We start from the raw sequence: 14,163 nt of genomic DNA, 5'->3' as shown, positions 1-14,163 counted from the left end.
GGTCGGGAGAACATTTACCTGAATGGCGCAATTCTGGGTATGAAAAAAGCCGAAATTGATCGAAAGTTTGATGAAATTGTCAGCTTCGCCGAAGTTGAAAGATTTGTTGATACGCCTATCAAGCACTATTCCAGCGGAATGTATGTGCGCTTGGCTTTTGCTGTGGCGGCTCACCTGGATCCTGACATTCTATTAGTTGACGAGGTGCTGGCCGTAGGTGATGCGTCATTTCAAAAGAAATGTTTAGGAAAGATGGGGGATGTGGCCAAGGAAGGGAGGACCGTGCTATTTGTGAGCCATAATATGGGGGCCGTAGAAAAGTTGTGTAACAGGGCTCTTGTGCTAAATGAAGGGCACTTCACTTTTGCAGGAGAGAGGTCCGAAGCTATTACCTTTTATCTACGTACTTTAGAAAATCTTTCGGGGTCAGGTTCTCTTCAGTTTCGGTCTGATCGAAAAGGAACTGGAGAGGTTCGCGTGGTGAACATCGAGGTTAGAGACACTGAGGGGAATTCTCTCGACGCTGTGTGTAGTAGTCAGGATATTGACATATTGTTGCGTTATGAGGCAACATCCGATTTCCCCCCAAAAAATGTCATCGCTAGCATAGCTCTATTTACAGATTTAGGTGTGCCGGTTTTTAACTTTCATAATCGCCTCACGGGTGACACTTTTGGGAGTCTCCCACTAAAAGGCGCCCTTGTGTGTCGGTTATACAGGCTCCCTTTGGTTCCCTCCACTTATCGTATTCACTTTAGTATACGACGGGCTGGAGATTCGCGGTATCTCGACTATCTCGATAATGCACTACGACTAACGGTAATTGAAGGAGATTTTTACGGGACGGGGGAGATGCACCCGCCATCTTCTGGAATGTGTTTGGTTGATGGTTCTTGGCGATTGGAGGCTGAGAGTATATGACCGCACCGTGAAAGCTTACCTCCGAAAGGCGGTTACTCAGATTACTAAGCGGCGATATCGTTGGGTCACTCGACAGTCTTACGTGCCCTTGGTCGAACTCTTGCCGGGTCCTGATCGAACAATCCGTGGAGGTCCGTTTGCTGGAACGGGGTGCTACTATAAGACCGGGTTGCTGAATACGCTCATTAAGCTCAGACCCACCGTCTGCCTTGAAATCGGAACCTATTATGGGGAATCGAGTGATGTGTTTGACCATTATTTTCGGAAGTATAGACCCAATGGTATCCTGATTACGGCCGACATAAGAAACCATAAGAGTTTAGCAAGTGACAGGATTCATCAGGTGTTAGTATATCCTCATGTGGAAAACATTAGCGACCATCACGATGTTTCCTCGGAACAAATGCTGCCTGATTCTGCAAGGCATACGAACGATTCTGTAAACGCGAACTGCGAGATCATCCAATCGGAGCTCAGTAAAATCGGAGCGAAAGCCTTCGATTTTTGCTTTGTGGATGGGGACCACCAAGAAACGTCCCTCCTCAAGGATTTGCAGATCGTAAAGACGCTTTCACATTCTCCACACTACGCTTTGCTCGACGATACAAAAGATGAGATCCATGAATCTTTCACCCTTTATCAGAAAGATCTAGTCAGGCGTTATGAGCACTTTGATTTTGAGGACTGGCCCATATTTGTGGGGGCAAGTTTGATTTGGGGTGGGGACTTTCGAGCATCTCCTTGAGAAGAAGTTGAGTCAAATTCTACGACGATTTATCCGGATTATTCCGCTCCTTGGTAAGTTCGTCCCTTTCATTGGAAGGATTAGTTCCAGGTTTGACCGTCGGATTGGATATCGAATTCGTCTGGGCATGTGGGCATCTCTTGAATCGCGAATGCCATTTGTGGCAAATAAGCGGGTGAGTCCTCGGAGGTTGCCGGACAGTGAGTTAGTAAAGCAGTCGCGAGCTTTCTGGTACTCGAACAGCACCGATGGATTGGACCTGAACGGAGAGTTGATTTCCCGAGGCGACATGTTTGTACACGGAGGGCCCGACAGGTCCATGAGGTGCGTGGAGTGTCAGCAAATGGAATGGTTGTCGCGAATCCGCAGACAAAACCTGTTCCAAGAACATGAGTGCCCGGATTCTGATCGTGTTCGCCAGCTGTGTTCTTATCAGGAGAGCGACTTATGGACTCACTTACACCAGAATTTCAATTTTGCCATTGGTTGTGATCCGGAACTGCCTGCGCCCAAATGCATATGTATGGCCCCCGATCACCCCGTTGGTGCATATCCTTATCGCCGCCTCCAGCACCGCCGGCTGGATCCCTGGGCATTGGTCTGGCAAAGAAAATTGGCTTATGCCTGTCAAGTAGACATCGTAAAGAGTCCCACCGGAGTTCGGTGGAAAGATTATGATTTAGCGCTGGTATTTCATCAGGGAGAAATTCCCAGATTCAGGCGTCCTGACCTGCCTGTTATTTTATATGGCCATGACTTTTGGGGCAGGGGAGACTATTATCAGTGGGTGATCGATTGGCTTAGACCTGACGCTCTACTTACCCCGTATCCCGGGGAGTGGGGAAAGCGCTTCCGTTTGCCCAACACAACACGGATCATATTCAATCCCTTCTTTGACTCGCTATTTTTTGCGCGTCCAAACTTGGCCGAAAAGGAACTCGACCTACTGGTGTTAGGTCCCATAGATCGTCCTATTTATGAAGGACGTAAACGTCTGGATCGCCAGATTCGAAATCTTCCCGATGATTATAAAATCGATTTCAATTATTTGTTTGGCACAGATATTGTTACTCAAGAGGGCCCCTGTATTCTGCAACGCGATGGGGGAATACCTGTTCGAGCGCTGAACAAATGGTCTGAGTATCTGGGTTCGGCCCGTTATAGTGTATTCGGGAGAATGAAATATGATATTCTTGTGAGTAAATATTTCGAAGTACTGGGATCGGGTACAATTCCCATCCTGCCAGAGGTTCCTGACCTCCAATATCTTGGGCTCGAGCCTATGAAGCATTATGTTCCTCTTACTGAGATCGAAGGACGTAACGATCGGTTGACCCATTTTCTGGATAATTATGACCAATATAAGTATTTGGCAGAGAACGTAGTACGTTGGTACACCGAAACATCGGATCGGATGGTGTTTGAAGATTTCGAAAAAGTGATACACGAAATGACTCATAACGCGTATCCGAAACGATCCGTATGACCTGGTAAGTTAGGGCACCTTGTTTGACTATCTGAGGAGGCATATACGGCCGAAGTGAATGCAAAGGACATCCACCCGAACTCAGGAGTCTTCGGCATCATTTTCTACTCAAAAGTCAAGGATGAAAAGAGTTTTGAAACATATTCCGACAATCTGAGGGATTTTTTCAAGCATCTGGCGCAACCTGAGCTCGTCCGGGGAATATACTTTGTTGATGACTCAGAGAGAGATTACCAAGGAGCGTTAAGGCACCACCTCTCTTCACTATCGGGCCAGGCGTGTCCATTCAGTAAAATCGTATCACTGACGAACAGCGGGAATATCTATAATGCGGTCAATCAAGTTTGGAGTCGGGTTCGTGAGGAATATGTCATTTCCTTCCATGAGGATTTCCGGCTAATTCAGACCTTGTCACTCCGAACGGTTAAGAAAGCGTTTGAAAAATATTCTGAGGTCTATTTGGTATACCTCAGAGTGAGAGGTCTCTTTGGCTATAACGATGAAGTCAAACAGGAACTGAAACGCAGGTATCCATGGTATAGTGATTACGATGACGAAGTGAAGGAAACCTGGTTCTGTCGTGAAGATCAAGACCGGATTTTTTCGATCCCTCATGAGCTTTATGTCAAGCAAGAAAAGAGTCTGCTGCCGCAGGACTTCTGTGGTGTTGAATTGGTCCCGCGAAGCATCGATACCAGTAATACCCTATGGACACCTAGATTACCGTCGCAGCTTCTGCCCACACGACCGGCTTGTGAGAGCTTCGCGGGGGGGCCCGTGATATTTCGAACAGGAGTAGTTCAAAGGTACTTGCCGCTTCCTAAGGAATATGAGCACAGGTCTCCGGCGCAGTGCCTAGAGACATACTTTTGGACGACAGATATCGACTACAAGTTCTATACGGGATACCTAAATCTTCAAGCGTTTGCTATTGCGTTCGAGGACCCGAAAAGGCCGCTTCAGAATTATTCAAGAGAGTACTGGCAACATTTCTTGATGCGAAATAGTCAACCAATGATTGAGTCTGAGCCCGATTCTTGGAGACACGTGTTGGAAGCCCGCTTGCTACGAAGGTTGCACGCCCTTTTGCTCACGCGTCACCGTCGCCTAATGAAGCAGGAGGCTGCGCGTCAGGCAGGTGTACTCAGATCCCTAGCGAGAAGAATCATAAAACAGAGCCCGTAGCGACTTGGGAAAACCAGTCGTCCCCTCCACTCGTAACCCCATTGATTCGCCATCGGTTCTAGGACTGACGAAACGACCGGCGAAACGAACCGACGATAATGAGAATCGAACCGGGTCGGCATAACCTGGATTTGTCGCTCAATTTGCCGGTCTGGCTGTATACTGCTCTGCGAAAGGTCAGACGTGCCGTTGCTCCGTCAGGAGACAATAATAACTCGACTGTGAATCTCCTCGGTGACCGGGACATCGAATGGTCATGGATCGCCTCACAAATGCCATCCGGTCCGGGGGAGGCGTTGGATTTTGGCTCAGGGGAAAGCCTTCTTGCACTGGCCGCGGCCGAGCGAGCCTTCAACGTGACGGCTGTGGATCTACAACCTGTTGATTGGCCCTATACTCATCCAAACCTCCGGTTCATCCAAGGTGACATTCTGGAACTCTCGTTTCCCAAAAAGCGTTTCGATTTGATAATCAACTGCTCTACCGTGGAGCATGTCGGTTTGACAGGCCGCTACGCGGTGACGGAAGATCGCCCAGATGGCGATTTACAAGCGATGAAGCGCCTCAGGGAATTCATGAAGCCTGGCGGGATTATGTTGCTCACGATCCCCGTCGGTAGGGACGCTGTCTTTATTCCGATCTGCCGGGTTTACGGCTCCCAAAGGCTGCCACAGTTACTGAACGGCTACACGGTTGATAAAGCTGCTTTCTGGGTGAAGAATAATCGGAACCGATGGGAGCAAAGTGACAGGGACACGGCGATGAATTCCGAGGCTTCGGCCGGCTCGTGGGATCCGCTCAAGAATATCTATGCTTTGGGCTGTTTCGTTCTGCGTCGGCCCGAAAGGAAGAAATGATTGTTTCATTCGAGGACGTTTCCGTCCAAGAGGTCAGAGACTTCTGGAACCGGCGTCCCTGTAACATATCCCACTCTTCACATCCGGTCGGGACAAAGTCCTACTTCGAGGAAGTTGAAGCCCGCAAGTACTTTGTAGAGCGCCATATCCCTCGCTTCGCCCAGTTCGAAAGGTGGACTGGCAAGAAAGTGCTGGAAATCGGCTGTGGGATCGGTACGGACGCCATAAACTTTGCCCGACATGGTGCATATGTCACGGCGGTTGAACTATCAGTGAAGTCGTTGGAGCTGGCAAAACAACGTGCGGAGGTTTACGGTCTTCAGGATCGCATCCATTTTTTTCTCGGTAATGCGGAGGAACTGAGCCACTTTGTACCCATCGAACCGTACAGCCTGGTTTACTCTTTTGGAGTTATTCACCACACACCGAACCCCGATCGTGTCATTAAACAGATATGTCACTATGCAGACAGTAAAACCACGATCAAAATTATGGTGTACCATCGCTATTCTTGGAAGGTTTTTTGGATTCTTCTGACATATGGCCGAGGACAATTTTGGCGGTTGAGGGAACTCGTAGCGCGACACTCTGAAGCACAGACAGGTTGTCCCGTGACACACGTCTTCACACGCCTGGAGATTTGTGATCTTCTTTCCCGGTACGGCATTAGTGTGACCAATGCACAGTTCGACCACATTTTTCCTTACCGCATCCCTGACTACCGGAACCATCGGTACTCGAAGTTATGGTACTTCTGCTGGATGCCAGGTCCGCTTTTCAGATTTCTTGAGCGGCACTGGGGCTGGCACCTTTGTTTAACGGCTGAGTTGTCGTAACAAGCCGTTCTTGACTGTTTTTGCTGTGGGAAATCGGCCTATGCTAACAATATTCACCATGGCCAAACCGTTCGAAGGAAACATCGCCGTCATCCAGCAGAATGCCATCCGCAGTTGGACATTGTTGCGGCCGACTCCGGAGGTCATTCTGTTTGGAAACGATAAAGGGACTGCAGATATCTCAGCTGAATTTGGATTGCGCCACGTTCAGAGGATCGAACGCAATGAATTTGGCACCCCTGTTCTGAGTGATCTTTTCGAGAAAGCCCAACGTCTGGCGAGACATGACTTACTGTGTTATGTTAATGCTGATATCATTTTCATGGATGACCTCATAGATGCTGCTGACCAGGTTGCGCAGCATAAACGTCGCTTCCTGGTTGTGGGACAGCGCTGGGATTTGGAGGTTACAGTGCCTTTCGATTTCAACGTTCCAGATTGGCAGATAATACTCAAAGACCAGGTCAGCACTGGTGCTCAGCTACATGCCCCTTCGGGTATCGATTATTTCATTTTCCGCCGTGGCATGTGGGGTGTGATCCCGCGTTTTGCTGTTGGACGTACGGCCTGGGATCAGTGGCTCATATTTAGGGCACTTCAACTCGGGGTAACGGTCATTGATGCGACACCTACGGTGTGCGCCGTACATCAGAATCATGACTATACTCACGCCAGTCATAAGAGCAAGACGGAATTGTGGTTCGGAGAGGAGGCACTGCGGAACAGACAACTGGCCGGCCGGTCTGGCTCATATTCAATTGTGGACGCCAGATGGGAATTAACCCCGCAAGGTCTGAGGATCAGGATTCATCCCGAGGGCCTTGGAAGATTGATTGACACTTGGGACATAATGTATCCCGGCTTGAGATTCTTGCATCGACCGCTGAAGGTGACATGGAAGCTTTTGAGGAACGCCCGGCGTGTGGGCGGTTTCAGACTCTGATGGAAGAAAAAACAATTTCGGTCATCGGCCTGGGAAAGCTGGGTGCTGCCATCGCTGCTAGTATCGCCCACAAAGGCATTCTTGTGATCGGGGCCGATGTTAATTCGGCTTCTGTCGAAAAGATTAACGACGGACTGGCACCGGTGGAGGAGACCGGACTTCAGGAGCTTATTTCTGCAAATAGGAGCCGTCTCCGTGCAACCCTTGATGTGGAGGAAGCCGTACTTGAGTCCGAACTGGCACTCATCTTCGTTCCTACCCCTAGTAATTCTGAGGGAGGGTTCAGCACCGAATACGTCGTGAACGCTTGCCAGGATATTGGACGTGCTATAGGCAGGAAAGACACCTATCAACTAGTTGTGTTGTGCAGCACAGTCCTGCCGGGTGCCACGCAGAATGAGGTACTGCCGGCTTTGGAAAATGCCTCGGGAAAAAGATGCGGACAGGATTTTGGGCTCTGCTACAGCCCTGAATTCATTGCTCTGGGTTCCGTTATTGATGATTTTCTCAATCCGGATATTATGCTCATTGGCGAGTCAGATAGTAGGGCTGGCGATATTTTGGAAGATTTTTACAGTAGGGTATACACCAGTCGGCCGGTCGTCCGTCGCATGAACTTTGTCAATGCAGAGCTCACGAAAATTGCTGTCAATACCTATTTAACAACAAAGATTTCGTTTGCGAATATGCTAGCGGATATCTGTGAGCGCTTGCCAGCTGGAAACGTAGATGCCGTTACAAATGCCCTGGGGATGGATTCCCGGATTGGGCCAAAGTATCTAAAAGGGGCTACAGGCTATGGGGGACCCTGTTTCCCTCGTGATAATCGGGCTATGGTCAACTTCATTCGCTCCATTGGCTTGCCACCTCTGCTTCCGGAGGCCGTTGATGCTGTGAACCAGCTACAGGTTCAGCACATGGCTGAGTGGGTTCAGCGATGCAATCCTCAGAGGAAACGCATCGGTATACTTGGACTGTCGTATAAGCCGGAAACACCGGTCGTAGATGAGTCCCAGGGACTCCTTCTGGCTCAAGCGTTGGTGAAGGAGGGACTGCCTGTCACAGTGTATGATCCTCAGGGGATGGATGATGCCAGAGATATTCTTGGAGAGGCGGTGAGGTACGCCCAGACGGCTGAAAACTGCGTCAGACAATGCGGAGTGATTGTGTTGACGACACCTTGGCCGGAGTTCAAGCGCCTGTCACCGGATTGTTTCCAGAAAATGACACCCCCCAGAGCAATATTGGATGGCTGGCGGATTCTAGACGGCGAGGTCATGAGTCAACTAGTAGATTATTATGCCCGGGGCAAGGGAGCAGATATCTGAACATGTCCCAATCGCTTGTCTCTGTTATCATACCATGTTACAACGCCGAGAAGTGGGTAGGGGAAGCTATCCAGTCGTGTCTGGAACAGGCCTACCGACCTATCGAGATTATTATCATCGATGATGGTTCAACGGACAGTAGCCTGACCATCATCAAACACTACGGAGAGAGGTATTCGGACTTAATCCGATATGAATCGCAACCTAATCGTGGCGCGCCGTCGGCTCGTAACCGTGGATTTGAATTGAGTCGAGGAGACTACATTCAGTGGTTGGATTCCGACGATCGAATGGCACGGGGGAAATTGCAGTGCCAAGTTTCTATCCTGCAGAATGACAAAGCTGACGTTGTGACCGGCTGGTGGAAAAACCTAATCGAGGAGAAACCTGGTTTGTTTGTTGAGGGCCCCGTCCGCGAGCCTCTTCTGACCGATGACCCGGTTGCCTCCTTGATCGATGATGATGGCTGGGCACCACTTAGCAGTTACCTGATGACAAGGCAAACAGTAGACACGGTTAGTGGGTGGAATGAGAAACTGACCTCTGTGCAGGACGTGGATTTTATTCTTCGCATTGCCATGAACGGTGCCAGATTCCTTGTTGCTCAATACCTGTGTGGCTACTACCGCAGACCTCTTACGGCTACCGTATCGACCCGTGACAAAACGGTTTTCATGCAGAATTGTTTCGACATCTACGACCGGGTCTACCATTTCTATCAGGGTGGAGGATGGAAGGAGGAGTATGGGAGAATGCTATCGCGACGCTATGGTTGGTTGGCCAGATACTTCTTCGAACATGATCGCGTCATGTTCGAACGTTGTATGAAGCAAATCCAACTGTTTGAACCCCACTACGTACCCGAAGGTCCGAGCCAGCTTCGCTGGTTGACCCGGATTCTAGGATATCGCAACGCGGAACAGATTGCCCTCTGGTATAGAATGACCAAGGGCTTGGTATTCAAATAGCACGTTTTCAAGAGTGCAGCCCAAGATTTATGTGAAGCGCCTTTTATTTCCAGGACTTGATTTGCACACACGGTCTCGGTATCGTCTTCTTCCTCGTTTCTTTCGAGCAGGTTCAATCGACACACTTGATGCTGGATGCGGTAACGGTGCTTTGGGGTACGCTGCTTATCAGCTTGGAAACTGTGTCCTCGGTGTGACCAATGATCCCGGCGAGCTGGAAAGGGCTCGAGACTTCTTTTCAGCGATAGGTGCCGATTCACATCGAATGAGCTTTGAGAACTGCGATCTCTATGATCTGCCGCAACTGGGACGAAAATTCGATCAGATCATCTGCAGTGAGACACTGGAGCATATCAAGCAGGACGAAGATGTAATCCGAAATTTCTACGAGATTTTGCGACCCGGTGGTGTCCTGCACCTGTGCTGTCCTTTTGCCCTTCACTCAATCCACAATCTTGGCCGTTTCGACGAACCGGAAGATGGAGGTCATGTGCGTGATGGGTACACCCTTGAAAGCTATCAAGGGCTCCTGGTACCGGCAGGATTCGAAATCGTGGACAGCACAGGACTTGGGTCTTCCGTTATCGTCAATCTTGATCGTGCTTTACGGTGGGCCAGGAACAGGGCGGGAGATGTTGCGTCATTACCTCTATTCTTGCTTGGCTGGCCTTTGCAGCTTTTAGATACATTGAATCCCGATATACCGTACTCTCTCTATGTGCAGGCGGTCAAGCCGCAATAGTTGACAGATGCACGCATTAGTCGAGCAGATTATGGGCTTTGCCATTCAACCCAAGGTCTTACGTCGGTCATTTGTCTTCGCATTGCAGTCCACGCATGATGGGGGTCTGCTGCCCAGTGACACTGCGAGGACTCTCATCGGACTATCCAACTCCGATGCGCCTGAGACCGTTACCCGAAAAGTGTGGTTTACATCTGACCGTTGTTTGAAACTGGATTTGCCGCCTAAATACTGCGGGTGCCGCGAACTGTGTTCGGGAATATCTATGGACACCCACGTGAAGGAAGTACTTATGCGATTTTTAGTGCCCTCGCCAGAAACAGTTATTGCATCTGTGACGTGGGTGCTCACATCGGGGTCTACACATACCTGGCTGCTTGCAGCAGCGATCCGAAAAAAAGTTCGATTTTCTCTTTCGAACCATTCGGAGACTTAAGCGCTGTTATCAAAAGAAACGTTGTCCTCAACGACCTGCAAAATGTTTTAGTTCTGGATGTTGCTGTAGGAGAAAAAGTGGGTCGTGCCGATCTATATATCCCAGAATCGGAGGAATACTCAAGCCTGGAAAAGGAATGGGTAGAGGAACAAAGAAGTCGCGCCCGTTTTTCTGTGAATGTTTGTTCACTGGATGAATATCTTGGCTCCGATGACCTCCCAGTGTCAGACCTTGTCAAGATAGATGTTGAACAATATGAATCCCAGGTACTGAAAGGAATGCGGAAACTCATTCTTGATCATCATCCCGATATTATCATCGAGTTCTTGGGAAAGAGCAGAAGGTCAGGCCTTATCGACAAAGCACTGGCTGACTGGGACTATAATGTTTACTACATCACAAACGAAATCCAGAAAATGAACGCTGACGATGGCCGCTATGAACATCCTTTCTACAATTTCTTATTCACAAAGCGCGACGTAGAGGACCTCGATTCAATTGTTCCACTCAACGTGTCTAAGCAGTGAGAGTCCTGGTTCCAACCAGTGATTACTACCCCTATCAATGGGGCGGAACGGAAGTGTACGTGCACAGTCTTACCAGGGAGCTCATGGAAAGGGGGCACGACATAACAATCCTGGCTTCCATCCCGATGTCGGCCACTGAGGGACAGTATAGCAGTCGCGTCAGGGGAAAATGGTACACATACGAGAAAGAGAAGATATTCGGTGTTCATGTCGAATTTGAAAGCAAACAAGAAAGCCATCGGTCCCGATCCGATGAACTGGATTGGTTTTGGAACGATTGGATGGGCAAACACCAGTTCGATATTGTTCATTACCACAGTCTGTCCCCCGTGGCCTCACTCAGTCTGATGCATGCCGCGAAACAACATAGCCTGCCCGTGGTCTTCACCTATCATACTCCAACCACTTGTCCGATGGGCACACTCATGAACTGGAAAGGTGAGACTTGCGATGGAGAAGTGATCAAGAAAAGGTGCCTTCGGTGCGTCATCCATCAAGGTAGCGAATCAAAGGTCCTGGGTATGTTGGCTGAGCGTGTTCCCATGCTGGTCTGGCAAACGGGCACAAGTCTGGTTCGCAATTCTAACAATAAATTGGGCCGACTTGGAACGGCGTTACAGATGCCGACTTTGCTGGAACTCCAACAGCAGGGCTTACGGGAAATGATAGACCGGATAGACCTGTGGCATGTGCAATCGAGGCAGATCTACGAGGTTCTTCGGAAGAATGGAGTACCGGACAGGCGCCTTTATCTGCTCCGGCACGGTCTAGAAAACCCCAACCTTCAAAAGCCATCAAATGGAAGGCGACTTCCAGGGTCACCGCTGCGTTTAGGCTACATCGGACGACTGGCACAAGTGAAGGGGATTGAGACGTTGCTTTCTGCCTTCACTCAAGTACCAAGTGATTCACCAGTCGAGTTGCATATTTATGCGGAACCCCAAGACGGGGTCCAGAAAGAGTACCAGAAGGAACTACTGCAACTGACTCAAGAGGATACGCGCATACACTGGAAAGGTGGTTTCAAACGTGAGTCATTGGTGGACACACTTTCGGAGATAGACGTACTGGTGGTTCCCTCTGAGTGGGTTGAGATTGGCCCGTTTACGGTTCACGAAGCGTTTGCTGCCAGCGTCCCGGTAATTGGCTCAGACTTAGGTGGCATCCATGAACTAGTGACTCACGAGGTAGACGGGCTGTTGTTTGAGATGAGAAATACGCTCAGCCTGGCCGCACAGATCCGACGCCTGATAGACGAGCCATCACTGCTGGGGCATCTTCAAGAGGGTATTACACCCCGCCAATCAATGAAAGATGTGGCTCTTCAAATAGAGAAACAATATTACAAGCTGGTTCGGCGATGAAAGTATGCATTTCAGTGGGAGGACGCTTTCATGCTTTCAACCTGGCCTATCAATTGCACAAGCACAAACACCTGGAGCGTCTTATTACTTCTTATCCAAGATTTAAGGTTGCGAAGTTTGGAATTCCAGGAGAGAAAGTTAAATCGTTTCTCTTCAAAGAGATCATTACGCGGGCACATAGCTATCTTCCACCCAATGTCCAATGGGACGGTCTGGATTTCTTGGCAAATGACTGGTTCGACCGACAGGCTTCCAGGCACTTGCCGGAGTGCGACATTTGCACGGCATGGTCCGGCTTTGGGCTCCAGACGATACGGAGAGCCAAGGCAAACGGTGCGATCACAATAATAGAACGGGGTTCATCACACATAGAATACCAGCGTGATATCCTATCGGAGGAATATGCCAAATTCGGCTTTGGTGTGGATCCAATAGACCCTGACGTTGTCGAGAAGGAACTGCAAGAATACGAAGAGGCAGATTACATCGCCATTCCCTCTGAATTTGTGAAACGTACTTTCCTGGAAAAGGCAGTCCCTGGAGAAAAGCTGATTCATACCCCTTATGGCGTGGACCTCAAAGAATTTAGACCGTTACCCACAGAAGACGGTGTGTTTCGAATCATCAATGTAGGAGCTCAGAGCATTCGAAAGGGAACTGTTTACCTTCTCAAGGCCTTTACAGAGCTGGACTTACCGGATGCGGAGTTGCTTCTGGTTGGACCGGTTGAGGATGAGATAAAATCCGTCTTTGGACGCTACAAGGGTTTGTTCCGACACATCGATTCTGTTCCACAATCGCAACTGGTGGATTACTATGCTCGTGCGAGTGTGTTTTCAATTTCCTCGTTGGAGGAAGGGATGGCAATGGTTCAGGCCCAGGCGATGGCATGTGGGCTGCCTGTGGTCTGCACGACAAACACGGGGGGTGCTGACATTGTTCGGGACGGCGTTGATGGCTTCATTCTACCTATCCGGGATATAGAAGCGCTTAAGGAAAAACTGATTTATTTATATGAGAATCGGGACGCTTGCAGGGAGATGGGAGAGAATGCCCTTCGACGAGTGCGGGGAGGTTTCACATGGGATGATTACGGACGTCGAATTATACAGACATACAAGGAAAACTTGTGCGGAAATGATCACCCAAGATCTATTCCATTTTCTCAAGAATATATTGGCGGAAGATAACACAAGGTACCGGAAGGTGCTTTGGGGATTGGCTCGAGGATGCTATTTACCGATTAATCCACAACACCAACTGCGGACCTGGGTGGGAATTCAGGAAATCGAGATCGCTAAGTATGTCAAGAGGCTGGTTGAGAAGGACTTTACCTGCTTCGATATAGGATCCGCATATGGCTATTATACTCTGGCACTCGCTAGACTGACAAGAATGGGAAAGGTAATTGCCTTTGAACCCCAGGATGAGCTCTTCGAGCTATTGGAGTTGACGATAAAAAGGAACTCGAACTTGCCGATAACGTTTGAACTCCACAACACAAGGATAGGTGCTGAATCATCGGGAATGACGACCTCTCTGGATGATTTTGTGGTCCGCGATGAGGATAGGGTGCCTGATTTTATTAAGATAGATGTTGACGGCGCTGAGTCTGAGATACTACAAGGTTCCCGGGTGGTCATTCAACGATTCAGGCCGCGTTTCGTTATTGAAGTGCATTCGTACGAGCTTGAGGAAGACTGTGTTCAGCTACTGAATGAGTACGGCTACGTTTGTAGGATCGTGAATCAACAAATGATTTGGCCAGAACTTAGACCGATTGAGTTGAACAGATGGGTCATAGCTACCCACAAACGGGACGAAG

General features: G+C 49.2%; 14 protein-coding genes. All 14 read left to right on the top strand.

What is annotated here, in order from left to right; genetic code table 11:
* Positions 1-921 (top strand): Wzt carbohydrate-binding domain-containing protein (locus tag V3U24_05185; GenBank protein MEE9166841.1); only part of this gene is annotated, 921 nt, incomplete at its 5' end.
* A gap of 7 nt (positions 922-928) precedes the next feature.
* Positions 929-1,666: a class I SAM-dependent methyltransferase gene (locus V3U24_05180; protein MEE9166840.1), complete on the top strand. Its 738-nt coding sequence runs from the start codon at positions 929-931 to the stop codon at positions 1,664-1,666.
* A gap of 7 nt (positions 1,667-1,673) precedes the next feature.
* Entirely contained in the window at positions 1,674-3,152 is a 1,479-nt protein-coding gene (locus tag V3U24_05175; GenBank protein MEE9166839.1) for a hypothetical protein, read from the top strand.
* A gap of 54 nt (positions 3,153-3,206) precedes the next feature.
* The gene (locus V3U24_05170; GenBank protein MEE9166838.1) at positions 3,207-4,337 is read left to right on the top strand and encodes a hypothetical protein; all 1,131 of its coding nucleotides are present in this window, start codon (positions 3,207-3,209) and stop codon (positions 4,335-4,337) included.
* Positions 4,338-4,435: 98 nt separating this feature from the next.
* Positions 4,436-5,194: a DUF268 domain-containing protein gene (locus tag V3U24_05165; protein ID MEE9166837.1), complete on the top strand. Its 759-nt coding sequence runs from the start codon at positions 4,436-4,438 to the stop codon at positions 5,192-5,194.
* A complete protein-coding gene (locus V3U24_05160) occupies positions 5,191-6,030 on the top strand; it encodes a class I SAM-dependent methyltransferase (protein MEE9166836.1) in 840 nt (279 codons plus the stop codon). The genes V3U24_05165 and V3U24_05160 overlap by 4 nt, the downstream gene beginning before the upstream one ends.
* A gap of 40 nt (positions 6,031-6,070) precedes the next feature.
* Entirely contained in the window at positions 6,071-6,973 is a 903-nt protein-coding gene (locus V3U24_05155; GenBank protein ID MEE9166835.1) for a hypothetical protein, read from the top strand.
* The gene (locus V3U24_05150) at positions 6,973-8,301 is read left to right on the top strand and encodes a nucleotide sugar dehydrogenase (GenBank protein ID MEE9166834.1); all 1,329 of its coding nucleotides are present in this window, start codon (positions 6,973-6,975) and stop codon (positions 8,299-8,301) included. The genes V3U24_05155 and V3U24_05150 overlap by 1 nt, the downstream gene beginning before the upstream one ends.
* Positions 8,302-8,303: 2 nt before the next feature.
* The gene (locus V3U24_05145) at positions 8,304-9,269 is read left to right on the top strand and encodes a glycosyltransferase (GenBank protein ID MEE9166833.1); all 966 of its coding nucleotides are present in this window, start codon (positions 8,304-8,306) and stop codon (positions 9,267-9,269) included.
* 61 nt (positions 9,270-9,330) lie between these two features.
* Complete coding sequence (locus tag V3U24_05140; GenBank protein MEE9166832.1) at positions 9,331-10,011, top strand: class I SAM-dependent methyltransferase; 681 nt, start codon at positions 9,331-9,333, stop codon at positions 10,009-10,011.
* A gap of 237 nt (positions 10,012-10,248) precedes the next feature.
* Positions 10,249-10,974: an FkbM family methyltransferase gene (locus V3U24_05135; GenBank protein MEE9166831.1), complete on the top strand. Its 726-nt coding sequence runs from the start codon at positions 10,249-10,251 to the stop codon at positions 10,972-10,974.
* Positions 10,971-12,338 carry a glycosyltransferase gene (locus V3U24_05130; protein ID MEE9166830.1) on the top strand — a complete coding sequence of 456 codons (1,368 nt, stop codon included), beginning with the start codon at positions 10,971-10,973 and terminating at the stop codon, positions 12,336-12,338. The genes V3U24_05135 and V3U24_05130 overlap by 4 nt, the downstream gene beginning before the upstream one ends.
* Positions 12,335-13,528, top strand: coding sequence for a glycosyltransferase family 4 protein (locus tag V3U24_05125; protein ID MEE9166829.1), 1,194 nt, complete (start codon positions 12,335-12,337; stop codon positions 13,526-13,528). Before V3U24_05130 ends, V3U24_05125 begins: the two co-directional genes overlap by 4 nt.
* 82 nt (positions 13,529-13,610) lie before the next feature.
* A partial coding sequence (locus V3U24_05120; protein ID MEE9166828.1) for an FkbM family methyltransferase occupies positions 13,611-14,163 on the top strand: 553 nt, incomplete at its 3' end.

The organism is Candidatus Neomarinimicrobiota bacterium (assembly GCA_036476315.1).
Classification (GTDB): domain Bacteria; phylum Fidelibacterota; class Marinisomatia; order Marinisomatales; family S15-B10; genus JAZGBI01.
The sequence above is the reverse complement of the archived record's forward strand: the minus strand, read 5'-3'. Positions and strand labels throughout refer to the sequence as shown.